22 protein-coding genes and 1 pseudogene are annotated in these 24,400 nt (G+C 57.3%); 9 read left to right on the top strand and 14 right to left on the bottom strand.

Annotation, left to right across the window (positions count from 1 at the left end; genetic code table 11):
• Nucleotides 1-33: 33 nt before the first annotated feature.
• The gene (locus AC2FLG_RS01635) at nt 34-876 is read right to left on the bottom strand and encodes a glycosyltransferase family 25 protein (RefSeq protein ID WP_496704739.1); all 843 of its coding nucleotides are present in this window, start codon (nt 874-876) and stop codon (nt 34-36) included.
• Between the two features lie 132 nt (nt 877-1,008).
• On the opposite strand from AC2FLG_RS01635, the gene speB reads away from it, so the two are divergent.
• On the top strand, nt 1,009-1,983 hold the full coding sequence (gene speB / locus AC2FLG_RS01640) for an agmatinase (protein WP_496704741.1): 975 nt from the start codon (nt 1,009-1,011) through the stop codon (nt 1,981-1,983).
• A 21-nt stretch (nt 1,984-2,004) separates the two neighbouring features.
• Here speB and AC2FLG_RS01645 read toward each other — a convergent pair whose 3' ends face one another.
• The 6 genes from AC2FLG_RS01645 to AC2FLG_RS01670 all read right to left on the bottom strand — a co-directional run bounded on the left by AC2FLG_RS01645 (nt 2,005) and on the right by AC2FLG_RS01670 (nt 9,850).
• The gene (locus tag AC2FLG_RS01645; protein WP_496704743.1) at nt 2,005-3,225 is read right to left on the bottom strand and encodes an aminopeptidase P family protein; all 1,221 of its coding nucleotides are present in this window, start codon (nt 3,223-3,225) and stop codon (nt 2,005-2,007) included.
• Between the two features lie 161 nt (nt 3,226-3,386).
• On the bottom strand, nt 3,387-4,598 hold the full coding sequence (locus tag AC2FLG_RS01650) for an ABC transporter permease (RefSeq protein ID WP_496704745.1): 1,212 nt from the start codon (nt 4,596-4,598) through the stop codon (nt 3,387-3,389).
• Between the two features lie 5 nt (nt 4,599-4,603).
• Nucleotides 4,604-5,878 carry an ABC transporter permease gene (locus tag AC2FLG_RS01655; RefSeq protein ID WP_142634170.1) on the bottom strand — a complete coding sequence of 425 codons (1,275 nt, stop codon included), beginning with the start codon at nt 5,876-5,878 and terminating at the stop codon, nt 4,604-4,606.
• Nucleotides 5,879-5,948: 70 nt separating this feature from the next.
• Entirely contained in the window at nt 5,949-7,037 is a 1,089-nt protein-coding gene (locus AC2FLG_RS01660; protein ID WP_142634172.1) for an extracellular solute-binding protein, read from the bottom strand.
• Between the two features lie 101 nt (nt 7,038-7,138).
• Nucleotides 7,139-8,230, bottom strand: a complete 1,092-nt coding sequence (locus AC2FLG_RS01665; RefSeq protein ID WP_496700864.1) for an ABC transporter ATP-binding protein — start codon at nt 8,228-8,230, stop codon at nt 7,139-7,141.
• A gap of 576 nt (nt 8,231-8,806) precedes the next feature.
• Nucleotides 8,807-9,850 (bottom strand): pyridoxal-phosphate dependent enzyme, encoded by a 1,044-nt coding sequence (locus AC2FLG_RS01670; RefSeq protein ID WP_496704747.1) that lies wholly within the window; start codon nt 9,848-9,850, stop codon nt 8,807-8,809.
• 86 nt (nt 9,851-9,936) lie between these two features.
• Between AC2FLG_RS01670 and AC2FLG_RS01675 the strand changes: the two genes are divergently transcribed.
• The 3 genes and pseudogenes from AC2FLG_RS01675 (at nt 9,937) to argE (ending at nt 11,607) form a co-directional block, all read left to right on the top strand.
• On the top strand, nt 9,937-10,137 hold the full coding sequence (locus tag AC2FLG_RS01675) for an aminopeptidase P family N-terminal domain-containing protein (protein ID WP_465160558.1): 201 nt from the start codon (nt 9,937-9,939) through the stop codon (nt 10,135-10,137).
• Nucleotides 10,138-10,207: 70 nt separating this feature from the next.
• Nucleotides 10,208-10,453, top strand: a pseudogene (locus AC2FLG_RS01680) (ectoine hydrolase DoeA); the annotation flags it as partial.
• Entirely contained in the window at nt 10,450-11,607 is a 1,158-nt protein-coding gene (argE, locus tag AC2FLG_RS01685; protein WP_496704749.1) for an acetylornithine deacetylase, read from the top strand. The pseudogene AC2FLG_RS01680 and the gene argE, both read left to right, overlap by 4 nt.
• Here the strand turns inward: argE and AC2FLG_RS01690 are convergent.
• From AC2FLG_RS01690 to AC2FLG_RS01715, 6 genes are read right to left on the bottom strand one after another with little or no spacing between them, the layout of a single operon-like run.
• On the bottom strand, nt 11,604-12,470 hold the full coding sequence (locus AC2FLG_RS01690; protein WP_496704751.1) for an urea carboxylase-associated family protein: 867 nt from the start codon (nt 12,468-12,470) through the stop codon (nt 11,604-11,606). The genes argE and AC2FLG_RS01690 overlap by 4 nt on opposite strands.
• A gap of 32 nt (nt 12,471-12,502) precedes the next feature.
• Nucleotides 12,503-13,981, bottom strand: coding sequence for an aldehyde dehydrogenase (locus tag AC2FLG_RS01695; protein WP_496704752.1), 1,479 nt, complete (start codon nt 13,979-13,981; stop codon nt 12,503-12,505).
• A gap of 8 nt (nt 13,982-13,989) precedes the next feature.
• Nucleotides 13,990-15,024, bottom strand: a complete 1,035-nt coding sequence (locus AC2FLG_RS01700) for an LLM class flavin-dependent oxidoreductase (protein ID WP_496704754.1) — start codon at nt 15,022-15,024, stop codon at nt 13,990-13,992.
• A gap of 12 nt (nt 15,025-15,036) precedes the next feature.
• On the bottom strand, nt 15,037-15,945 hold the full coding sequence (locus AC2FLG_RS01705) for a flavin reductase family protein (RefSeq protein WP_496700855.1): 909 nt from the start codon (nt 15,943-15,945) through the stop codon (nt 15,037-15,039).
• Complete coding sequence (locus AC2FLG_RS01710) at nt 15,942-16,721, bottom strand: alpha/beta fold hydrolase (RefSeq protein WP_496704756.1); 780 nt, start codon at nt 16,719-16,721, stop codon at nt 15,942-15,944. The genes AC2FLG_RS01705 and AC2FLG_RS01710 overlap by 4 nt, the downstream gene beginning before the upstream one ends.
• A complete protein-coding gene (locus AC2FLG_RS01715; RefSeq protein WP_496690654.1) occupies nt 16,693-17,292 on the bottom strand; it encodes an amino acid synthesis family protein in 600 nt (199 codons plus the stop codon). The genes AC2FLG_RS01710 and AC2FLG_RS01715 overlap by 29 nt, the downstream gene beginning before the upstream one ends.
• 108 nt (nt 17,293-17,400) lie before the next feature.
• Between AC2FLG_RS01715 and AC2FLG_RS01720 the strand changes: the two genes are divergently transcribed.
• The 5 genes from AC2FLG_RS01720 to AC2FLG_RS01740 all read left to right on the top strand — a co-directional run bounded on the left by AC2FLG_RS01720 (nt 17,401) and on the right by AC2FLG_RS01740 (nt 23,382).
• Nucleotides 17,401-18,249 carry a LysR family transcriptional regulator gene (locus AC2FLG_RS01720; RefSeq protein ID WP_496704758.1) on the top strand — a complete coding sequence of 283 codons (849 nt, stop codon included), beginning with the start codon at nt 17,401-17,403 and terminating at the stop codon, nt 18,247-18,249.
• Nucleotides 18,250-18,334: 85 nt separating this feature from the next.
• Nucleotides 18,335-19,585: a sarcosine oxidase subunit beta family protein gene (locus AC2FLG_RS01725; RefSeq protein ID WP_496695231.1), complete on the top strand. Its 1,251-nt coding sequence runs from the start codon at nt 18,335-18,337 to the stop codon at nt 19,583-19,585.
• Between the two features lie 14 nt (nt 19,586-19,599).
• Complete coding sequence (locus tag AC2FLG_RS01730) at nt 19,600-19,887, top strand: sarcosine oxidase subunit delta (protein WP_496690657.1); 288 nt, start codon at nt 19,600-19,602, stop codon at nt 19,885-19,887.
• The gene (locus AC2FLG_RS01735) at nt 19,884-22,829 is read left to right on the top strand and encodes a sarcosine oxidase subunit alpha family protein (protein WP_496704759.1); all 2,946 of its coding nucleotides are present in this window, start codon (nt 19,884-19,886) and stop codon (nt 22,827-22,829) included. Before AC2FLG_RS01730 ends, AC2FLG_RS01735 begins: the two co-directional genes overlap by 4 nt.
• Nucleotides 22,822-23,382 carry a sarcosine oxidase subunit gamma gene (locus tag AC2FLG_RS01740; RefSeq protein WP_496704761.1) on the top strand — a complete coding sequence of 187 codons (561 nt, stop codon included), beginning with the start codon at nt 22,822-22,824 and terminating at the stop codon, nt 23,380-23,382. The genes AC2FLG_RS01735 and AC2FLG_RS01740 overlap by 8 nt, the downstream gene beginning before the upstream one ends.
• A gap of 7 nt (nt 23,383-23,389) precedes the next feature.
• Here the strand turns inward: AC2FLG_RS01740 and AC2FLG_RS01745 are convergent, their stop codons facing one another.
• Complete coding sequence (locus tag AC2FLG_RS01745) at nt 23,390-24,394, bottom strand: GlxA family transcriptional regulator (RefSeq protein ID WP_496704763.1); 1,005 nt, start codon at nt 24,392-24,394, stop codon at nt 23,390-23,392.
• Nucleotides 24,395-24,400 lie beyond the last annotated feature (6 nt).

The following is a 24,400-nucleotide window of genomic DNA, read 5'->3' on the forward strand; positions in this document are numbered from 1 at the left end:
GGTTGGAAAGCCGTGATCAGCCTATGATATAAACTAAACCCTCAGGTCTTCGGCACAGGGGATAAATCCGACATACCCCCCGCTTTCAAGCAATCGGGCTTCGCCTCTCTGGCGCCAATACAACTTGCGTTTCGCGGCCTGCAATTCGCGACGAATGCGAAACCACAGGGGTCCCTTATCCAGACCGCTATTGGTCTTTCTGTTTTGTGAACGTTCACTGACTTTCACGGAATCTTCAGCCTGATCCTGCTGTTTCGACCAGATCATTTGAACGCCGACTGCTGGAAAACACTGATACATTTGCCAATCCGGGCGGGGGATAGATACGAAATCATCCAGGTGATCCGAGTATTTCTCGGACCACTTCAGCAATTTACGGCAGGCCGCCTGCGACAGGATATATGCGGCCGCGCTGGGTGCCATTTCCAGCATCGGGCGAACCGGTACGCCGGATATCTGCTGTTCCGGGCCAAACCTCAGCGACCGAGGGGAATAGTCCAGCTTTAGGAAGTCGAACCCTGACCCTGCTTCGAGCAATCTGGCAATCACACCGCCAGCTTGGGTCGACATTTCGACATCGTCTTCAAAGATCGCAACAGCCTTCAGGTCTTGCTGAACGGCACGCTTCCAAACGGCGCGATGGCTTTCGAAACAAGCGACTTCACTTTGTTTCAGACCCCAGCGGCTGCCAGAACCGGCAACATAGCCGTGACCATCCAGTGCGCCTTCTTGTTGCGCGTCGGTCGCACTGAAACGCGCGGCCCCAATCAGCCCGGTATGGGCGAACTGCGCCTCCATAAAGTTGCGCCGCTCGGGTACCCGATCCAGATTGATATAATAGACACCCGTTCCCGGTGGCAGTTCATGATGGCCCACGGCTGTTCCTTTTTAATGCCTGCACCAGATACACATCGCACAATCGGACAATCAAGCCCACAGCCCCCACCTATCGCAGCTTTGAATTCCTGTCTAAGCTGCCGTTGAACAGCAAGAAACGGGAAACTCGCCATGTCATCACATGGGTATAGCGGTGGGCGGCTTAATCTGCCTTTTGTCGGCATTTCGACCTTCGGCAAAGCGCCGTATGTCGAGGATTGGGACAATATCGACGCGGATGTCGCAGTCATAGGGGCGCCTTTCGACTTTGGCACTCAATGGAGGTCCGGCGCGCGCTTTGGGCCGCGTGCGGTGCGCGAGGCCTCGACCCTGTTCAGCTTTGGCCATGCCGGGGCCTATGACCATGAGGATGACGCTACCTATCTGGATGGATCGGTGCGGATGGTCGATATTGGGGATGCCGATATTATCCACACCAAGACAGATGAGAGCCACGCCAATATTCAATACGGCGTCGAACGTATTCTGTCCGCAGGCGCCCTGCCCGTCACCATCGGCGGCGATCATTCGGTGAATATCCCCTGCATCAACGCCTTTGCCACAGATTGCGCGCAGAACGGTCCGATCCATGTGGTCCAGATCGACGCGCATCTAGATTTCGTTGACGAACGTCATGGCGTCACTATTGGCCACGGCAATCCGATGCGGCGGGCGATTGAAAAGCCGTACGTCTCGGGCATGACCCAGCTGGGCATTCGCAACGTGTCGTCGACCGCTAAGGAAGGGTATGAGGATGCCCGCGCCCGCGGATCAGACATCCTGTCAGTGCGGCAGGTGCGCAAACTGGGCACCGAGGGCGTGGTTGAACGCATTCCCGAAGGCGCGCGGTATTACGTTACGATTGATATCGACGCGTTCTGCCCCTCGATCGCGCCAGGCACCGGGACGCCCAGCCATGGCGGGTTTTTGTATTACGATGTGCTGGAAATTCTTCAGGGGCTGGCGAAACGCGGTGACGTGGTCGGGATCGACCTTGTTGAAGTCGCCCCAAGTTACGACCCAACCGAAAGCACGCAGATTCTGGCGGCACAGGTGCTGCTGAACTTTATCGGGTTTATCTTTCACGAACGGGGCAAGAAGGGCTGAACGCCCTTCCCGCCCATACGATCAGGCGCTGATCGTGTTGTGTTCAGGCCCATAGGGGAAGCCGGTGATGTTTTCAGCTCCGGCCTCTTCGACCACTAGAATGTCATGCTCACGATAGCCACCGGCACCGGGCTGTCCTTCGGGAATCCACAGCATCGGCTCGATGGACACGACCATGCCCGGCTCCAGCACCGTGTCGATATCCTCGCGCAGTTCAAGACCCGCCTCACGACCGTAATAGTGGCTGAGGATGCCGAATGAGTGCCCATAGCCGAATGAGCGGTACTGCAGCAGGCCCTCATCAGCAAAGAATCGATTGATCTCAGCCGTGATCCCAGAGCAGGTCGCGCCCGGTTTGATCAGGCTCAGCCCCAACTCATGCGCGACGACGTTTGCCTTCCAGATGCGCAGGCTATCGGCGTCGGGTTCGCCCAGAAACAAGGTGCGTTCCAGCGCAGTGTAATAGCCCGAGATCATCGGGAATGTGTTCAGCGACAGGATATCGCCCTTTTGCAGCGCCCGCTTGGTGACCGGGTTATGTGCGCCATCAGTGTTCAGGCCGGATTGGAACCAGACCCAGGTGTCGCGGTACTCGGCTTCTGGATAAGCACGAGCAATCTCGGCCTCCATCGCGTCACGGCCCGCCATGGCGATTTCGATCTCGGTCGCGCCTTGGCGGATCGCCGCGTGAATGGCTGCGCCGCCCACATCTGCAGTGTGTGCGCCGCCTTTGATAAGCGCGATCTCTTCGGCGGATTTCACCATGCGTGCGGCCATTGTGTCAGGTGCGATATCAACCAGTTCAGGCTGGCCCAGCATATCCAGTGCGGTGTCGCGCATTGCCAGGGTCATCTGATCGCCTTCGATCCCGATCCGCCGTGCAGATCCGATCAGATCAGCCACCGCGCGCCAGTAATTGTTCCGCTTCCAGTCGGTATAGATCACGTTGTCTTCAACCGAGCGACGCCAAGGCTGGCCGGCGTCGATATTGGCCGACACGGTGGTGCATTTGTCCTGAGTGACAACGCAACCGTAGGGACGCCCGAACGAGCAATACAAGAAGCCCGAGTAATAGGCGATGTTTTGCATGGAAGTCAGCAGAACTGCTGGAATATCGCGGGCGGCCATCGTGGCGCGCAAACTGGCCAGACGGCGTGCATATTCCGCCTTACTAAAGGGCAAAGGCGCCTTGTCACCGTTGTGGCAGGTAAAGAATTCGGGGCGATTGTTTAGATCATTCATCTTGGTCTCTCCTCGATGCCGGACAGGCAAAGCCCGGCCACAAGTCCCGGCGTTCAGGACAAGCGGCCTCGGGAACCGAGAGCCATGCACCCGCCTAGATGTCACGACGCCATCGTGACCGGGGTGCATGGTGAAATCGCTAAATCACCTTGTGAGTCGCGTCAAGCGGGACTGAGCCCCCGCAGGCGTTCAGACCGCCGCCGCAGCAGCTCTACCGTGGTCAACAGCGCAATCGAGATCACCACAAGGATGGTCGCTACTGCCAGAATGGTCGGGCTGATCTGTTCGCGCAGGCCGGTGAACATCTGCCATGGCAGTGTCTTCTGGCTGGCAGAGCCAACGAACAGCACCACAACCACCTCATCGAACGAGGTGATAAAGGCGAAGAGGCCGCCCGAGATCACGCCCGGCAGGATCAGGGGCATCTGAATCTTGAAAAACGTCCGCACCGGGCCCGCGCCCATATTCGCCGCCGCCCGCGTCAGAGAGCGATCAAAGCCCACCAGCGTCGCAGTCACGGTGATGATGACGAAAGGGATGCCCAGAACGGCGTGGGCAAGGACAACTTTCACATAGCCCACGAAGTTCTTGTTCATGCCCAGCGTGCCTTCCATGAAGCGACCGATATCGCTGTAGAAGAAGAACATACCGGTGGCCGAGATGATCAACGGCACGATCATCGGCGAGATCAGGACGCCCATGATGACGCGGCGGCCGGGTACGTGGCTCTGGCTGAGGCCGATGGCCGCCAACGTGCCCAGCGAGACCGAGATGATCGTCGCAATCGGCGCGATGATCAGCGAGTTCTTGAAGCTGCGCTGCCATTCATTGTTGGTGAAGAAATCGCGGTAGTGCTTTAGCGAATACCCTTCGGGGTCCAGACTCAGCATCTCAGGGGTGAAGGTAAAGAAGTCCTGCGCGTTGAACGACAGCGGCAGAACCACAAGGATCGGGGTGATCAGGAACACGAAGATCGCACCGCAGATAACCCGAAACAGATAGTGATAGAACACCTGTTTTGGCGTCAGATAGCTGAGCAGTTTGCGGCGATACCGGCCTTCATAGAGCCAATAGATAAAGAAGATAAAAAACCAACCGCCCAACAGGCCCAGAATGCCACCCATCGGACCTGACAACAGGAAACCGATGACGCCGAAACCCAGGATATTGATCCAGCGCGCCAGTTTTTCGTTCTTCAGAACGTTGATGTAGACCCAGGCCAGCGCGGCGATCAGAGCTGCGCCACCCAGAATGCCCAAAAGGATCGAGCCGTTGCCCGCGCCGACAAAGACGCCGGCGAAGGCACCCGCCAAGGCGACACTGGGCAGAACCATGGAGAGCGGTTTGCGGGATATCGGTGTAAGTGCAGCCATGTCGATTATCCCAACTTCACGTTATCAATGCCCACGATCTTGTCGTAGACCCAGTAGAGCAGCATGACGACACCCAGCAGGATCGTACCCAAGGCCGCAGCCAGTCCCCAGTTCAGCGAGGACGAGATGTGATAGGCGATCCGGTTCGAGATGAAGACACCCTTTGTGCCGCCAACGATTTCAGGCGTGATGTAGTATCCGATCGACAGAATGAACACGAGGATAGAGCCCGCTCCGATACCCGGAATGGATTGTGGGAAGTAGATGCGCCAGAAGGTCGTCCAGTTGGTCGCGCCCATGGATTTCGCCGCCCGCGTGTAAGTCACCGGGATCGTCTGCATCACTGAATACATCGGCAGGATCATGAACGGCAGCAGGATATGCGTCATCGCAATGATCGTGCCGATCTGGTTATTGATGATCACCAGTCGTGCATCATCGGCCACAAGTCCAAGCCAGACCAATGTTTCATTAATCACGCCCTGCTGTTGCAACATCACTTTCCACGCCGAGGTTCGCACCAAAAGTGAGGTCCAGAAAGGCAAGAGGACAAGGATCATCAGCAGGTTCGACACCCGCATCGGTAGGGTCGCCAGCAGGTAGCTAACCGGATAGGCCAGCAGGATACAGGACACTGTAATCACCAGCGACATGAACAATGTGCGGCCAAACAGCTTGATCAGAATCTGCTTGTCTTCAGGCTGCGACTGCGCGCCTTCGGGCGTGCGGCGCATATCGACCGCGTTCAGGAAATAACCATTGGTAACCGTTGGCGAATGGGTCTTGATCACTGCCCACGTCTTAGGATCGCCCCAGCCCTCGTGAATCTCTATGATCTGGTCCTTGAATGGTCCATCGGTTTCAGGGTCAAGCTTGCCCATTTTCCGGCCAGAGCGGCGGAACAAAGAAGACATGCCAGTCTCTTCGTAGTTCAGACGCGAGCCAAGGCGGGTGTGGGTTTTGCTATCAACGGCAACGACCATGTCGCGAACGAATGCGTCGTATACTGCTTCGTCCGGAAGCTCACCGCTTTGGGCGTCCCAGCTTTGCAGGGCTTCCACAGTAAGCGGGAGGGTCTCTGAAACCATGCTGTTTTCAACCGAGCGGAACAGCATTGAAGCAATCGGCACGATAAAGGAAAACATGACAAATAGCAGAAGCGGAGCGACGAGCATCAATGCTCGTAACTTCTGCCGCCGCAGTGAACGTGCCAGCGATTGCTTGAGCGGCGTTCCGTCCGCTGCCAGCATCGGCCCCGCATTTTGGCTTGCGTCAGTCATCTGTGCCCCTTGACTCTGCTTGGGTCTGGGGGCGGCGCACCGCCCCCGACTGTTTCATGAAATCAAACGATTATTTCGCAAGCCAAGCCTGGAATTTCGCTTCGATGTCATCGCGGTAATCCGCCCAGAACTCGTAGTTATACAGGAACGTGTTCTTGGCGTTTTCCGGATCGGTCGGCATGTGCGGCGCCATGTCGATGCCAAGCTCGGCATGCTGACCAACCAGCGGAGCCGACGAGGCACGGGCCGGACCGTACGAGATGTACTTGGCCTGATCCGCCAGACGCTGCGTGTCCGTTGCGAACATGATGTAGTCCAGCGCACGCTGCTGACGCTCTTCGCTCAGGCCGGCGGGGATGATCCAACCGTCCAGGTCAAAGATCTGCGCGTCCCACAGCATGGCAACGGGCTGCTTCTGCTCTTCGATCACGCTGAACAGACGACCGTTATAGGTCGAGCCCATGATGATCTCGCCATCGGCCAGAAGCTGCGGCGTGTCGGCACCCGCGGACCACCAGACGACGTTGTCCTTGATGGTTCCCAGTTTCGCCAACGCCTGATCCTGACCTTCTGGAGTCGCCAGAACGTCATAAACGTCATCTTTGGCGACGCCGTCACAGATCAGCGCCCATTCCATGTTGTTGATGGCGCGCTTTTCCAGTGAACGCTTGCCCGGATAGGCCTCCAGATCAAATACGGCGCAGACATCGGTCGGAGGTGTGTCACCTACCAAGTCTGTACGATAGCCGAATGTAGTCGAATACACGATCTGCGGGATAAAGCACTCGCTGACCAGCAGGTCACCGAAATCATCGGCAGCCGAAGTGCCGTCGGGCGCCGGGGCCAGCATGGTGTCGGGGTCGATCTCCATCGCCAGACCCTCGTCACACAGACGAATTGCGTCCGCAGCAACAACATCCACTACGTCCCAGGTGATGTTGCCCGCTTCGTTCATCGCGCGCAGCTTGGCAACCGCTTCGGCCGAGCTGTCATCGTTAAGGATAGTGATGCCGCTCTTTTCAGAATAGGGCTCGTGATACGCCTTCAGCTGTGACTTGGAATAGGCTCCGCCCCACGAGACAATCGTCATCTCCTCGGCCATGGCGCCTCCGGCCACGGCAACAATGGCGCTTGCCATCAAAGTGGTCTTAACTTTCATTGTTAACTCCCTGTTATACCCGTAAATTTCTGAACAGACCGGATCACGGGGCAACCCGGCCGCCATTTACCCCCCAGCGATCCACCAGGGGACGTTCTTCATCAGGCGTCAAGTGCCCGGCAATCATGGGCCAACCAACCGATTTCAACTTCCTGGCCGGGCGACAACCGAACCGCATCGGGAGCGTTTCGGGTCTTGATGATAAAGTCTTCATTGCCCGCCACAGATAGACGGAACCGGAAGACATCACCCATATAGATGAATTCTTTGACAGTCGCCTTTAGCGTATGCGCATCGGCATGCAGGCGATCTTTGTTGAACTCCACCCGTTCGGGGCGGATTGAAACTTTGGTCCGTTCACCTGCAGCGCTGACATTGACCGGTTTGGCGTCAATTTCTGATCCATCATCCAGTGCAACCACGCAGGAGTCGCCGCTGATTGATTTAACAACGCCTTCCAACGTGTTGTTTTCGCCAATGAATTGGGCAACAAAGCTGTTTTCGGGCTCTTCATAGAGCAGATCCGGCGGCGCAAGCTGCTGGATGCGTCCGTCGTCGAACACGGCCACGCGATCCGACATCGTCAGCGCCTCTGTCTGGTCGTGGGTCACGTAAACTGTCGTAATCCCCAGCTCATGCGCCAGACGGGTAATCTCGAACTGCATATGTTCACGCAGTTGCTTGTCCAGCGCGCCCAGTGGCTCGTCCATCAAGACCAGCTCGGGCTCGAACACCAAGGCACGGGCCAAGGCGATCCGCTGTTGCTGACCGCCGGACAGTTGCGCCGGACGGCGGCTGCCAAAGGCGCCCATCTGGACCATATCCAGCGCACGCTTCACTTTTTCTTCCCGATCGCTTTTGCCGATGTTGCGCACTTCAAGCGGGAACGAAAGGTTTTCAGCCACAGTCATATGCGGGAACAATGCATAGTTTTGAAACACCATGCCGATCCCGCGTTTATGAGGTGGAATATTGTTGATCGGGCGCCCGTCCAACATGATTTCGCCATGGGTAGCGGTCTCAAAACCAGCCAACATCATCAGGCAAGTCGTCTTGCCAGACCCAGAGGGGCCCAGCATTGTCAGAAACTCACCCTTTGGCATTGAGAGGTTAAGATCTTTTACGACGAGTATCTCGCCGTCATAAGATTTTTGAACACGCTGAAATTCGACGAACGCTGCGTCATTTGACATTACCAACTTGGCTCCCCTGTGCGGTCTTTGCTTGCCCGGTTCATCCGGATCTCAAAGACCAGTCCACCCTATTTAAGGACATGGGGGACCAACCACGCAACCATAAATGTTACAGCTAGGCGACAAAGAATCCTGAAATTCACTTCTGCTCAACTGATATTTCGATATCTCGCCCGCAACGCAAGGCCTTGAATAGCGTAATTAACTTGCTTCATTCGCCTCTATTTAACTTCCTCACCCACAACATTAATATAATATTTTTAATAGGTTATAATTACAACCTAAACCACCACATCTCACAGCCCAGACCTCGGCATCGATACTGAGGTGCTGAGAGATTCGCATGTCGAAATTCCTCGACCGATTGGAAAACGCCAAAATTATCTGGCGCAATCCAATCTAAAAACCGCGCTTTGGGGGGCAATAAATCTCATTTTGATAGGGCGGAGGTGCGGATTTGCGCACCTCCCGTTTTCAGGCGCAATCGGATTCTGCCTTTGGGGGCAGTTGCACCCTCTTAACTTGCGGCTTCCTGCGCTTATTCCGGGGCAAGATTCAGATGTTTCTTGACCTTCTTCAATCCGGCACTTCGGATAAAATGCACAGAACTTGGGCATCGCTCCCAATGTTCACGGCCTCGCAGACATCTGCATTCATCGCTGCTGCGACGCCCGCCCCGCCCGAAGCAGTTGTCGCCAACCCAGCCTCTGCCATAGCCGGTAAATACCGCACCACGTCGTCATCCGAGAGCGTCAGAAAACAGTCTGCATCCCGCGCCAGACCATTCAGCGCGATCAGCGAGGGTTCTTTACAGTCCAGCCGTCCCATGATGCTGTCAGGCCCATCCGCAAAGACGCAGGTACCTGCTTCGATACTGGCTTGCAACGCAGGGGCCGCTTCGGGTTCCACGACAATGATCTTGGGTCCATCACCCCAGGCATGGCGCGCATAAGCTGCAACCGCCCCTGCCAACCCACCTACCCCGGCCTGCAAAATGATATGCGTGGGCGCATTTGGGCATTGGCGCACCGCTTCTGCAGCCATCTGCAGATATCCCTCCATCAGGGTGTGCGGCAGCTCGTAATACCCGTCCCACGAACTGTCAGATAGCAATGTCCAACCGTTAGCCTGCGCCGCTTTGCCAGCAGCCTCCATACTGGCGGCATAATCCGTGCCTTGACGAACGACCCTGGCTTTTTGCGCACGAAGGCGTTCCGCGAAACTTTCAGGTACGGTTTCGGCGATATAGACCACTGCATCAGCCCCAAATATCCGTGCACCTGCTGCTACACTCATCCCGTGGTTACCCGCGCTAGCGGTGACATAGGTTTTCCCGCGTAAAGTAGACTTATCCGGTGTCTGCGCCAGATCAGCAGCGTGGCGGGCGATGACATAGGCAGCCCCCAAAGCCTTGAATGACCCGAGGTTCATGCGCCCACGCTCATCTTTGACCCATAGATCGGCGACATTGGCCAAATCCTTGGCTTCAACCAGATTGGTTTCTGCTGCTGCAGGGCATACTGTTAACAAATCAGCTACGCGAGCCGCGTTTATCGAAGGAAATGGAGCATCAGGAATCAATTTTTCCTTGCCGCGGTGTGGGTTTGAACTGAGTTTCAACAGTATTTCCTTCCTGAGTTGTCCATTGACGTGATCGGATTCGTAAAGTTCTGTCAACACGTCTCTAATCACGACACGAGGATCCGATGAGCCAAGTGAATCCGGCATTCATGCGGGGGGAATTTGACCGTCGGCTGTCCAAAACACGAAAAGCCGTGACCGAGGTCGGGCTGGACGCGCTGTTCTTCGAAGATCCTTCGAACATGACGTGGCTAACCGGATACGAGGGGTGGTCGTTCTACGTCCATCAAGGCGTTTTGGTCTTTCATGACGCAGACCCGATCTAGTGGGGACGCAATCAGGATACTAATGGGGAACGACGTACAGTGTGGATGCCTGATTGTCAGATACGTCCACATTGAAAGCCGCGCGTGCTGCGGCTATCCAGTAGGTCTGAGCTATCTCCCGGACTGGGGTGAGCGCACGGTATCTCTGCGTCCCGAGGATGAGACAATCCTGGAACCTGGCAAGACGTTTCACTTTATGCCTGGCCTCTGGTTGAATGACTGGGGGTTAGAGATCACCGTGTCGATCCTGATCACCGATACCGGTCCTGCCGAATGTTTCTGTAACCGCCCAAGAAAGCTGTTTGTAAAGCCATGACCCTGCAAAGAACCCAAGATATCCTCGCCGATCTGATCGCGTTTGAAACGGTATCTGCAGACAGCAATCTTCAGATCATCAGCTATCTAAGGGACAGGTTGCAGGCCTTGGGTGCACGCTGCATCGAAACCCGAAATGATACTGGCACCAAGGCCAATGTATTTGCTTCCTTAGGCCCAGACATTCCCGGCGGCATCCTGTTATCCGGCCACACGGACGTAGTTCCCGTCGCGGATCAGAACTGGACATCAGACCCGTTTTTGATGACCGAGAAAGATGGCAGGCTTTACGGACGTGGCACCTGTGACATGAAGGGCTTCATCGCCGCCGCACTTGCACTTGCCGAAACGCTGGATGCCAGAAAACTGACCCAACCGCTGCACTTTGCCTTCACCTATGATGAAGAAATCGGATGTTTGGGCGCGCAGAACATGGTGAACGATCTTTCCGAACGAGGAATAGTGCCAGATATCGCAATAATCGGAGAGCCCACCGAAATGTGCCTGATCGAAGGGCATAAGGGGTGCTTTGAATACACCACCCGGTTTGTCGGGCTCGAAGGACACAGCTCGGCCCCCGATGATGGGGTTAATGCGGCGGAATACGCGGCACGCTATGTAGGAAAACTTCTGGAACTGCGCCAGATATTGAAATCCCGCGCGCCAACAAACAGCCCCTTCGAGCCACCCTGGACCACTATAAACGTGGGGTTCTTCAATAGCGGCGTCGCCCATAACGTCATTGCCAGCAAAGCCGATGTCGGGTGGGAAATGCGCCCGGTTCAAGCCAGCGATGCGGATTTCGTTAAGCAAACCCTGTCAGACTATGTGACCCACAGCCTGCTGCCCGAAATGCAAGCCGTCCACAGTGAGGCCAGCATCACGCAGGATATCACCGCCGAGGTTGCAGGCCTTGAGCCAATGGAAGAAAACGCCGCCCGCAAACTGGTTGCCGAGCTGACCGGGGCGAACGGAACAGGTGTTGTGTCATTCGCCACTGAAGCTGGCCTGTTTCAGCAGCTTGGCACCCACGCGATTGTCTGCGGTCCCGGCTCGATCACACAGGCCCATAAAGCAGATGAGTACGTCGAGATCGAACAGCTCGACCTATGCTGTCGGATGCTGGACCGGCTTGGGCAACGCCTGACCTCTTAACCTGCCCCATGAGTGCGATCATAAGCAGATCGCTTGGGCTGAATATGCGCGTTTCGGATGTCTTCACCGGGGTCATAGGCTTCCATAACCAATGGATAACAGGCGGCTGCGTCCGAGGAATGCTCGGACGAGCAATCGCCCCCGGGACAAGCTGAAAGGCCGACGATCAGGTCAATCTCGGCGTAGAATTCCAGATAATCACCCGGACGCACCGGGCTTGCCTTCATGAAGTATTGGCCTGTGTCCTGCGTAAATCCGGTGCACATGAAGACGTTCAACACGTCGTGGACGTGCATTTCGGCCTCATGCAGCGGCAGGCCACAATGGCTGGCCAATGCCCGTGTCAGGTTGGAATGGCAGCAATAATGGTAGTCATCGCCAGACAGCAGTCGCCCGGTATAGGGGTCACAGCGGGTCCCGATTACGTCATGCACGGATCCGCCGTATGAATCGAACCCATACCAATCCAGAGTATCCGTAACGATGGTCGCCATGGGCCGCATATTCGGAAAACTTGACCACATCCGATCCCCGGTCGACAGATGCGTGCCATGCAGCGCGCGGGTTTTGCCGGAATAGAACCGTTCGGTCAGGTCGTGCTTGTACCACATGTTCAGATCACCGACCTGCGCGCCATCGACCGACACCACCCGAATAAAGGCCCCCGCGGGCACTTCAATACAGGCCGCATCACGCGGGGCTGCTATGACTTCGGCGGTTTTCACCGCGCGCTGCCTCAGGTCAGTCAACGCAGCCAGATCAGGTTGCGGTATCGTTTCGGGCGGATAGCAAATGACTGGAGGGATCGCCCTCCGGTCATTTGCGTCTGCCGGAGGTTCAAAATTCGGATGTTTCAACTTCATGACCGCGCTCCGATATCTGTCTGACAACAGGCCTAGCGCATCACAAACGGGTTCGCCATCGGCTCTTGCGAGGTGCTGATCCAGGTGGTCTTGGTCCGGGTGTAATCCAGGATCGCCTCAACCCCGGCTTCACGGCCATACCCTGATTGATTGAATCCGCCAAACGGCGCGATAGGAGAGATCGCGCGATAGGTATTAACCCAACAAATCCCCGACTTGATCCGCTTGGACACCCGATGCGCCCGCGCCAGATTCTGCGTGAACACGCCAGACCCCAACCCAAAGACCGTGCTGTTGGCTAATGCTATGGCCTCTTCTTCGGTATCGAAGGGCAGCAGAGACATAACCGGGCCAAACATCTCAACTTTCAACGTCTCGGTCTCGGGCGATATGCACTCGACCAGTGTTGGGTTCATGTAATTGCCGGGCCGATCCGCAGGTTGCCCGCCGAAATGGACCACGGCCCCCTGCTCCGCTGACTTGGCCAGGGTCTCTTCGATCTTGTTCACTTGCGCCATGGTACATAGCGGTCCGACATGGGTACCGGCATCCAGCGGGTCACCCAGAACGATTGCACCCGCCTTTTCTTTGATGCGGCCGATCAGGCCTTGCAGAACGGATCGCTGCACAAGCCCGCGCGTGCCCGCAACGCAACTTTGCCCCGACGCGCCAAAGTTTCCGGCGATCAGGCCATTTGCGGCCCCATCCAGATCCGCGTCTTCAAAAACAAGTATCGGTGATTTGCCACCAAGCTCCAGCGAGGTGACGGCGAAGTTTTCGGCAGAATTCCTGACCACATGGCGCGCTGTCTCGGGGCCACCGGTAAAGGCGATGCGATCCAGATCGGGATGGCGGGTCAGTGGAATTGCACAGTTTTCCGCATCCCCGGTGATGACCGAGACAACGCCCGCGGGGAATCCTGCCTGTTCAATCAAACGCGCGAACTCCAGCATCGGGGTCGGCGCAATTTCGGATGCCTTCAGCACGACGGTACACCCAGCCGCAAGCGCCGGGCCCAACTTAGTCGCTGTCAGGAACATTTGTGCATTCCAAGGCACAATAGCCGCGACAACACCAATGGGTTCGCGCGTGGTAAACACATGCATATCCTGCTTGTCGATGGGCAGAACCGTCCCTTCAACCTTATCCGCAAGCCCTGCGAAATAGCGGTAGTAATCCGCGACATACCCAGTTTGCGCCGAGGTTTCTGCCAGCAGTTTACCGCTGTCTGTTGTCTCAAATTCTCCAAGCCGTGCAGCGTTTTCGGCAACTAGGTCGGCCAGGCGATAAAGAAGCTTGCCGCGCGCGGTGGCCGTCATGTCGCACCATTGCGGATCATCAAGCGCACGTTTGGCGGCGGCGACTGCCCTGTCGACATCCTCAAGTGCCGCACAGGAAAACGTAGCCCACCCCTGCCCAGTTGCGGGATTTGCAGATGTCATGACCTGAGACGTCGCCCCCTCAGACCAGGCGCCATCAATGAAAAGCTGAAAATGCGGTAGATTTCCCATAGTGTTCCTCACTGAAAGGCTGGCATGACATCGTCGATGAACCGCGCCAAAGAGGCACGTTTTCGCTCGTTCGTCATCCCGCTGTCGACCCAGAACGAAAACTCATCATAGCCCAAATCTTCATAACGTTTGATCCGGTCAATAACCTGCTGCGCTGTACCAACCGTCAGGTCGCGCGCCAGCTTATCACTTGTGTACATCTGGTTGGCATCCATCTCGTCCGGGGTGATCCGTTGGATCAAACCCTGTGCGACCGGGCGTTTGTTCATGAACCAGGCACCGAAATAGTTGTAATACCGGCGCAATTCCTGAACGCCTTGCGCAACATCGTCTGTGTCCTTGCCAACATATGTATGATGCAACAGCATGATTTTGGGGCGCGGTCCGGTATTGCTGTCGCAGGCTGCATTGAAGCGGTCCATCAGCGTTTCAATCTCTTCCATGCCCTGCCACAGGGGGGTGACCTGGATGTTAAACCCGTTGTGGACACCGAATTCATGACTATTGGGGTCCCGCGCCGCGATCCAGATCGGCGGACCGTTTTTCTGAAACGGTTTCGGCGCAGAGGTGGTGGCCGGGAAGGAATAGAACTCTCCCTCATGCGCGCAATCGCCCTGCCAGATTTGCGGAAGCAAAGGGGTTGTTTCGCGCATCCGTTGGCCCGCTTCCCAGGCATCCATCCCCGGCATCAAGCGCTCATATTCGTAGGAATATGCGCCCCGTGCGATCCCCAGTTCAATCCGGCCTTTGGTAATCTGATCTGCCGCGGCTGCCTCTCCGGCCAGTTTGATCGGATGCCAGAACGGAGCGACTACCGTACCCGTCCCCAGCCGTACATTCCGGGTGTGATGAGCCAGATCGACTAGCGAGATAAAGGGGTTGGGCGCGATGGTGAACTCCATCCCGTGATGCTCACCCGTCCAGACGGCGCGCATCCCGCCCTCGTCCGCCATTTTCACAAGGCTGACGAATTCGTCATACAGAACGTCATGCGGCTGATCTGGGGACAAACGTTCCATATGGGCAAACAGGGAAAATTCCATTGACCTGCTCCTTTATCGTAAGCTGTGAATGTCGCCCTGCGAGGCGTCACCAAGGTAGAGAGCAAAATCCCCCTCTTTGGCTTCCATCGCATAGCGGGTCATCATATGGCGGACACCGCCGGACACGTATTTCAGGTTCGGAAGGTCATCCGTTCTGATCCATTCGGCGCCCTCAAGCGGCGTTGGTCGGGGGCAGCTGGCCAGAAAATAGGTGTAATGCTGCTTTGTTTCCGCATCGTCGAATGAGGAATAGACCTGTTCGACCTGCACCTTCAGCCCGCGTTCGGACAGGCCCTGGGTCAACCGGTTTCGCTGCCCACCGCGTTCAACCCCGGCGATTTGAATGGGACGATAGGCACCGTTGCTCTGCTCAAGCAAAACGCTGTCGCCATTGCGGATGATCGCACCGCAGATCGTGGGCACCATGGCGTCTATTTCACGTTCGAGCCCCAGACTGAAATACGACCCGCCGACATATCCAAGACCCTGCCCGACCGAGTGCGAAAACTCTGCCACTTCACCGATCAATAAGGTATGATCACCGGCGGGAAGGACCCGATGGGTTTTGCAGCAAAACTGCGCCAGCGCACCGTCGATCAGGGGCAGATCATAAAGACCATTGCTGTGCGCGACCTTTGCAAACCGGTCCCCTTTATACCCAGCGAAAGTATTCGATATCTCTTGCTGTCCATCTGCAAGCACATTCACCGCAAACCGGGTGCAGTTGGCGAAAATATCGTGGCTGGACAGAAACTTCCCCGGACACACCAGCAGCAATGGCGGGTCAAGCGATACGGACGAAAACGAGTTTGCGGTGAACCCAACTGGCGCGCCCTGCGGATCCCGTGCCGTCACCACTGTCACCCCGGTCATAAAGCTGCCAAAGGCGTCACGCAAAGCTCGGGGGTCCATACTTGTCATGGCTGGCACCCCCCCACAAATTCCAACAGCTGTGCGTTTACTTCGGCGGGATGAGTCATCGGCAACATATGTGCGGCACCTGCGATGATTGCCGCTTGTCCCGAGGGAACCAAACGCGCCATGTCCCGAGACATTTCAGGCGTCGAATTCGGCTCATCCGCGCCGGTCATAAACAGGGCGGGACAAGCGATACGGGCCAGCTCATCATCGGAAGGACCGTCCGTTTCGGCAAAAGCGGTATACGCGGATTTGTAGGCCGCCGGATCAACCTCAGTCAGCCAGCGCATGCAGGCCAGTCGCTCGGCGGACGAGGCTTCGCCAAACCAACGTTGCAACGTGACCGTGGGATCATTTGGCCCCGACACGTCCAAGGCCGAGGCACGTGCGACGATGGCTTTGTGCGCGGCAACCGGACGTCGATGGATCGCATTCAATGCCGCAACGCCAAGAATGCTATCTGGCACATCCGCCGCCAGTCGGAGCGCAATCAGGGCGCCCATTGAATGGCCGATCAAGACAGCGGGTTCTGTTAGCACGGACGCCGTGCGGTGCACGTATGCCTCCAAGCCAGTCGGATGATCAAAGCTCGACTGACCATGTCCTGACATATCCGGGCACAAGACACGATACCCCGCCGCGACCAGAGCGTCGATCTGCGCACCCCACGCCTCGGCTCGCAGACCAACCCCGTGCAGCAGAATAACCAGCGGCCCTTGGCCCTGATCAATCACCGCCAGGGTGCTGAGTTCAGACCGAGGCCGGGTTGTCCACGTCATGGCCCAAATCCTTGAGGTCCTGATAACGGTCGCCGATCCGATGATGGGGACGGCCCGAGGTTGCGCCACCCAGCACGACCACAATTTCATCCGCGCGCGGTGCGTCGGGGATTGCAAACTGCAGCGTCAGATAATGCGATCTACGCCCGGCATCATTCTTGTCCATCATGGGCACCATGATCGGAGTGTTCGCCGGACCGCGGGTATTGGTGAAGGACAGATAGGACTTGGCCCCAACCGCTTGACGATAGTAATTCCCGAAATGCAGCGTGTGGATCAGGCCCGAGGCATGTTCGACCTCGCCATCCAGCCCTACAACCGCCGCTTTGCCATAGGCTTCGATCACCTCGCCGCCACCTGCAAGCGTGACCATCCGGTCAGTCAACATTTGCCCCAGCACAGGCCCATAGGCCAGAATTTCCGGTCTCAGATCCTCGACATACCGGCCAGCCCAAGGGTTCGACACAACCGCCGCAACGGCAAACATGCGCCACGGGCGGTCGGCGGCACGAAATCCTTCAACCAGAACCTCTTCGTCGAAAGTCACTATTTTTCTGATATTTGGCTGCACTGCCGTCTCCCCAAATCTGCTTGAGGAAATATCACCGTTAGAAACATCTTTTGACAAACGAAAGAACTTGAGCCTTAGGTATTAACAACACTAATAGGTTGGTTACCGATGGCAAAAACACTCCCTCCCCTGACGTGGTTCCGGTCGTTCGAAGCAGCGGCGCGGCGGCTTAGTTCAACTGCTGCAGCGGATGAAATCGGGTTGACGCAATCCGCAGTCAGCCAACAAATCAAAGCCTTGGAAACCCGTCTGGGCGTCGTTCTGTTCCACCGCCACGCGCGCGGTCTTTCTTTGACGGATGAAGGGCGGAAGCTGCTGCCACAGGTCGAGGCAGCCTTGGATATGTTGCACTCCGCCGCCTCGCCCTATTTGGCCGAGGAAAAGGCACGCCATATCACGGTCGCAGCCTCTATCAGTATTATCGAATGGGTCATCTCTCCGGCTTTGCCGGAATTTCAGGCCCAGCACCCCGAAACCTCACTCCGATTTGTCAGCACGATCTGGCCTGACGAATACGCAGCATCGCGCGCCGATATTGAGGTACGCTTTGGTTCAGAAAAACAAGTCGGGAAAAATGCGAAACCGTTGAATCCCAATCGCCTTGTCCCGGTGGTGTCGCCGAATCTAAGCGGCAATTGGCTTGATCTGCCTCTGATCGAATCCGTTGGCACATCGGACAGTTGGGCGTCATGGGGTGAAATCACCGGCCAGAAACTGCGCAAGCCATCATATTTTGTGGATTCCTATGGCCTCGCCCTGCAACTTGCTGTTTCAGGCAGCGGCGTTGCGCTGGTGAATTCTATCATCGCAGAGCAAGCCCTGAAATCGGGCAAAGTCCGCCTTGCCAGCAAAGATTCCGCACCCGCCAGTGAGGGCTATTTTTTATCCGTCCTTCGCAACTCAGCCGAGGTATCGGATTTCACCGATTGGTTTTCCGGCCTTATTTCTTGTGCCTGAGGGTCTGATTCAGACACACCCATGTCGCATATGGGGATATCGCCGCGCCCGAAAATAGTGAAGTTTGGAAGAAAAGGTCCGATTCATGAGATATTCCGGCTTTCGAGTTATCAAAGAGGCGCTAACCGGCCACAAAGGGTGGAAACCGGTTTGGCGTGAACCTGAACCTAAGGCCCATTACGACATCATCGTAATCGGCGGCGGCGGGCATGGTCTGGCAACCGCGCATTACCTTTCCAAAATCTACGGCCAACGAAATGTTGCCGTAATCGAGAAAGGCTGGATCGGTGGCGGAAATGTGGGCCGAAACACCACGATCATTCGCTCGAACTACCTGCTGGATGGGAATGAGCCGTTCTATGAGTTCTCGCTGAAGCTGTGGGAAGGGCTCGAGCAGGACCTGAACTATAACGCAATGGTCAGTCAGCGCGGTATCGTCAATCTGTTCCATACAGACGGACAGCGTGACGCCTATACGCGACGTGGCAATGCGATGATCCTGAACGGGGCCGATGCCGAATTGCTGGACGCAGATCAGGTGCGGCGCGAACACCCTTATCTGAATTTCGACGACGCTCGCTTTCCGATCAAGGGCGGCCTTGTTCAACGGCGCGGCGGCACCGTGCGCCATGATGCAGTGGCCTGGGGCTATGCCCGGTCAGCCGACCTGCATGGCGTCGATATTATCCAGAACTGTGAAGTTACCGGGCTGCGGATCGAAGATGGCAAATGTCTTGGGGTCGAAACGACTAAGGGCTTTATCGGCGCCTCCAAAGTCGGATGCGCAGTTGCGGGCAGTTCGGGGCGCGTTATGGGGATGGCCGGACTGCGCCTGCCTATCGAAAGCCACGTTCTACAAGCCTTTGTATCTGAGGGGCTAAAGCCTGTCCTGCCCAGTGTCATCACCTATGGCGCGGGGCATTTTTATGTCAGTCAGTCCGACAAGGGCGGGCTGGTGTTTGGTGGCGATCTTGACGGCTATAACACCTATGCCCAACGCGGCAACTTGCCCGTGGTCGAGGATGTTTGCGAAGGTGGCATGGCATTGATGCCGATGATCGGACGCGCCCGGTTGCTGCGGATGTGGGGTGGCGTGATGGACATGTCGATGGATGGCTCTCCGATCATTGACCAAACGCCGGTCGAGGGCCTCTATTTCAACGGGGGCTGGTGCTATGGCGGGTTCAAGGCAACTCCGGCTTCGGGCTATTGCTTTGCACATCTGCTTGCGAAGGACGAACCGCACCCTGTCGCAACGGCCTATCGGTTGGACCGGTTCCGCACCGGCCGGATGATCGACGAAAAAGGCGCGGGCAATCAGCCCAACCTGCATTAAAGGGGACAGCAGACATGATAATCAACCACCCCCTTCTTGGGCCTCGCGACGCATCGGAATTCACCTATCTGGGCGACGCCGCGCTGATTGACCGCCCCGATTGGCAGGCGGAAAATGCCGCCGAGGTCTTTCACGACTATGCCTATCTGCGTGACAACCCGGCAGGCGAGCACCGTGAACTTTGGTACCACGAAACAGGTGACCGATCCTGGCTGGTAGTCACGCGCAACACGCTGACCCACGAGATTTCAAAGGTGGAACTGGCCCGCGATGTGGCCCGCGAACGGGGGCGCTCCAAATGACGCAGGTGAACCGGCTGAATGGCGGACAGATCGACCGCAATACAACGCTGAACTTCCGCTTTGACGGGCGCAGCTATACCGCCCATCCCGGCGACACTTTGGCATCTGCCCTGCTGGCCAATGATGTGCGTCTGATCGGGCGGTCTTTCAAATACCACCGTCCGCGCGGATTGCTGACCGCAGGATCCGAAGAGCCGAACGGCCTGGTCGAACTACGCTCGGGTGCCCGCAAAGAGCCCAATACCCGCGCAACAACCATCGAGATGTTCGAGGGGCTTGAGGCGCGATCACAGAACCGCTGGCCCAGCCTGAAATTCGACGCGCTGGCCGTGAATGACATGTTTTCCAACTTCCTGTCTGCGGGTTTCTACTACAAGACTTTCATGTGGCCTGCAGCCTTCTGGGAAAAGCTGTACGAGCCTACAATCCGTCGCGCAGCCGGGCTTGGATCGCTTTCGATGCAAGAGGACCCGGACGAATACGACAAGGGCTTTCGCCATTGCGATCTGCTGATCATCGGTGCCGGACCAGCCGGGCTTATGGCCGCTTTGACCGCTGGTCGTGCGGGCTCGGACGTCATTCTGGCGGATGAGGATTTCGCCCTTGGCGGTCGCCTGAACAGCGAAACACTCATCATTGACGATGCTGCGGCGTCTGACTGGGCGGCGCAGGCTGTGGCCGAGCTGTCCGCGCTTCCCAATGTGCGCCTGATGCCGCGCACCACGGTCATCGGCGCGTTTGACCACGGAATTTATGGCGCAGTCGAGCGTACGGGCGATCATCTGCCCAGTCTGCCCGCAGGCAAACCCCGGCAAATCCTGTGGCGTATCTATACCCAAAAGGCGCTGCTGTGCGCAGGCGCGACCGAGCGCCCGATTGCATTCGAGAACAATGATCGCCCCGGCATCATGACAGCCAGCGCCCTGCGGACCTATGCCAACCGGTTTGGAGCAGCGGCATCGCAGCGCGTCGCGGTCTTTACCAACAATGATGACGGCCACCGCACCGCAGCTGATCTGCACGCCAAAGGTGTTAAAATCACCGCGGTGATCGATGTACGCAAGGACGCACCAATCAGCCACGATTACGAAGTTCTACAGGGCGCTGAGGTCACAAATACCAAGGGCCGTCTGGGGCTGAGTTTTGTCGAAGTCGCCCTGCCCGATGGCTCAACCCGGACATTGGAATGTGGTGCCTTGGGCGTTTCTGGCGGGTGGAACCCCAACGTCCACATGACCTGTCATCAACGCGGCCGCCCCACCTGGGATGAGACGCTGGCCGCCTTTGTTCCCGGCGCAGACCTGCCGGTTGGCATGTCCGTCGCCGGTGCGGCAAACGGCGATATGTCCACCCACGGCGCGCTGCGTTCTGGCGCCGAGGCCGCAATCGCCGCTTTGGACCTGACCAGCGCCAAACCCGATCTGCCCGAGGCCGAGGACGCACCCATCGCGCAGACCCCATTCTGGTACGTGCAGGGCTGCAAACGCGCCTGGCTTGACCAGCAGAACGATGTGACGGTCAAGGATGTCCGTCTCAGCTATCAGGAGGGCTTCCGTTCGGTCGAGCATCTGAAACGCTATACCACGCTGGGCATGGCCACGGACCAGGGCAAGACCTCGAATATCGGCGGGCTGGCGATCATGGCCGAGCTGGCCGGTAAGTCGATCCCCGAGACCGGTACCACCATCTTCCGCCCGCCCTACACTCCTGTTCCGATTGCTACTTTCGCAGGCCGGATGAAGGGCAAAGAGTTCCACCCTACCCGCCTGACGCCCTCACATCACTGGGCCGAAGAACGCGGCGCGGTGTTTGTCGAGGTTGGAAACTGGCTTCGTGCGCAGTGGTTCCCCCTGCCCGGCGAGACCCATTGGCGCGAGAGCGTGGACCGTGAAGTGCGTCAGACGCGTGCCTCGGTCGGGGTGTGCGACTGCACGACATTGGGCAAAATCGACGTCCAGGGCACCGATGCGGCAGCGTTCCTGAACCGCGTCTATGCCAATGCTTTCGCCAAGCTGGCAGTCGGCAAAACCCGCTATGGCCTGATGCTGCGCGAAGATGGCATAGCCATGGATGACGGCACCGCCGCGCGACTGGCCGAGGATCATTTCGTCGTAACCACAACGACCGCAAATGCCGTATTGGTCTATCGCCACATGGAGTTCGTGCGCCAGTGCCTGTGCCCGGACATGGACGTGCAGTTGATTTCCACCACCGAGGGATGGGCGCAATATGCGGTCGCCGGGCCCAACTCGCGCAAGCTGTTGCAAAAGATCGTCGACCCGGAATTCGACATCTCGAATGAGGGCTTCCCTTTCATGGCCTGCGGCACCATCACCGTGTGTGGCGGCCATCGGGCGCGGCTGTTCCGGATTTCGTTCTCTGGCGAGTTGGCATTCGAAATCGCGGTTCCCTCTCGCTATGGCGACTCGCTGATGCGGCAGCTGATGACCGAGGGCGAAGAGTTCGACGTTGTCCCCTATGGCACCGAAGCACTGGGCGTCATGCGGGTCGAAAAAGGCCATGCTGCAGGCAGCGAGTTGAACGGCACCACAACCGCCCTGAACCTGGGAATGGGCCGCATGGTGTCCAAAAAGAAGGACAGCATCGGATCAACCCTGTCGGAACGCGAGGCACTGAACCAACCCGATGCACTGATGCTGGTGGGGATCAAACCGTTGGAGCCTGAAAACAAGGTAACCGCCGGTGGCCACCTGATGAAGAACGATGGCCCGGTCGATGCGGCCCATGATCAGGGCTATGTCACCTCAGCCGTCTACTCACCCATTCTGAACAGTAGCATTGGGCTGGGATTGTTGAAAAACGGCGGCGACAGGCTGGGCGAAAAAATGCGCCTTGTCTCTCCGCTGACGGACCTGACGGTCGAGGTGGAAATTGTCTCGGCCCATTTCGTTGACCCGGAAGGAGAACGTCTGCGTGGATAATCTGGTTGCGATAACCGCCCTCGGCGCGGCTGACCCTCGGGTAGACACGGTTGGGCCTGTCACCTGTTCCGAGATACCGGACGTGGCGTTGGCATCAGTCGCGGCGCGGCTCGGTCAGGAAACAGCGGCCAAAGCCGCATTGAAGAAACTAATCGGCGCTGAGGCACCAAAGGTCCAGAGGTTTGAAGGAACCGCAATCACCGCCTTTTGGGCGGGGCCAGAGCAATGGATGGTTGAAGCACCGCATGACACGCACGAGGACCTTGCCGCGCAGGTGAAATCTGCGGTTGGGTCTGCGGCCTCGGTCACTGAACAGACCGATGCTTGGGTGCGTTTCGACCTGGCTGGTGCGAACATTCAAGCAGTGCTGGAGCTTTTGTGCCAGTTGGATCTGCGCATATTGACTAAGGGAACGGCGGCGCGCAGCTCGATCCACCATATTGGCTGTTTCGTGCTCTGTCGTGGTTCGGATCACTACAGCCTGTACGGTCCGCGCTCGTCCGCCAAATCTCTGCACCATGCGATGCTGACGGCGATGCGATCAGCGCTCTAGTCAGCGCCTAGACCGAGGGCAAAGGGGCGTTATCCTCAACCCGGAAACGGTTGATGCGGCGCCTGTCCTCGCTGGGGCTCAGGCCAAAAGCCGACCGGTAATGCGTCACCAAGGGCGCGACAGATCCATAGCCGACAGCGGCCGCGATCTGGGAAATGGGATCTTTGGTATAAACCACCATCTGACGCGCCGCTTTCATCCGCATTGTGCGGTAATAATGGCTGGGGCTGTGTCCGGTTGCCTGTTTGAATGCCCGCTCGATCTGACGAGGTGTGACGCCCATTTGTTTCGCAACTTCGGCAATCGAGATCGCTTGACCAATATTGGCGGCAAACATTTCAACGCTGCGTGAAACAAGCGGTGGAAGGCGGTCTCCCGTTTTCGGCGCTGTCGCATTGGGCACCTGCTGACGCACTGCCGCACCGCGCATCATCGGATGTTGAAACCAGCACGCAACCTCATGCGCAATGTCACCGCCCAAGCGATCGTGAACCAAATGCAGTGCCAGGTCGAACCCTGCCGCTGCACCGGCGGCGGTATAGCGCGTCACGGTGCGCACGATCACTTCGCTCCGGGCGTCCATATCGGGAAACTCGGCCTCAAAAGCCGCCTCATAGCACCAGTGGACCGAGACCGGCTGACCTGCCATTGCACCGGATCGCACAAGAGGGAATACGCCACCGCTGATCCCGCCCAGAACTGTTCCGTGCCTCCCAAGACCACGCAGCAAGGCATTGCCGCTAACAGCGTTGTCAAAGACCGAAGACGGGCTGCTGAGCAGGAATAGAATGTCGATATTCCTGCAGTCCGCCAACGCGCGATCTGCTTCGAACCCAACCCCTGCGCTTGACTGAACCTTTTGACCACGTTCAGAAACCAGCGACCATCTAAACGCTTGATGACCTGCGATTTCATTGGCCGCCCGCAGGGGTTCGATCACCGATGTCAAACAAGCCATCGGAAAGCCATCAAACAGCAGAAAGCCGATATCGATTCTGTCCTGATCCGTCATAGATCC

The organism is Ruegeria sp. CDSA193 (assembly GCF_059611885.1).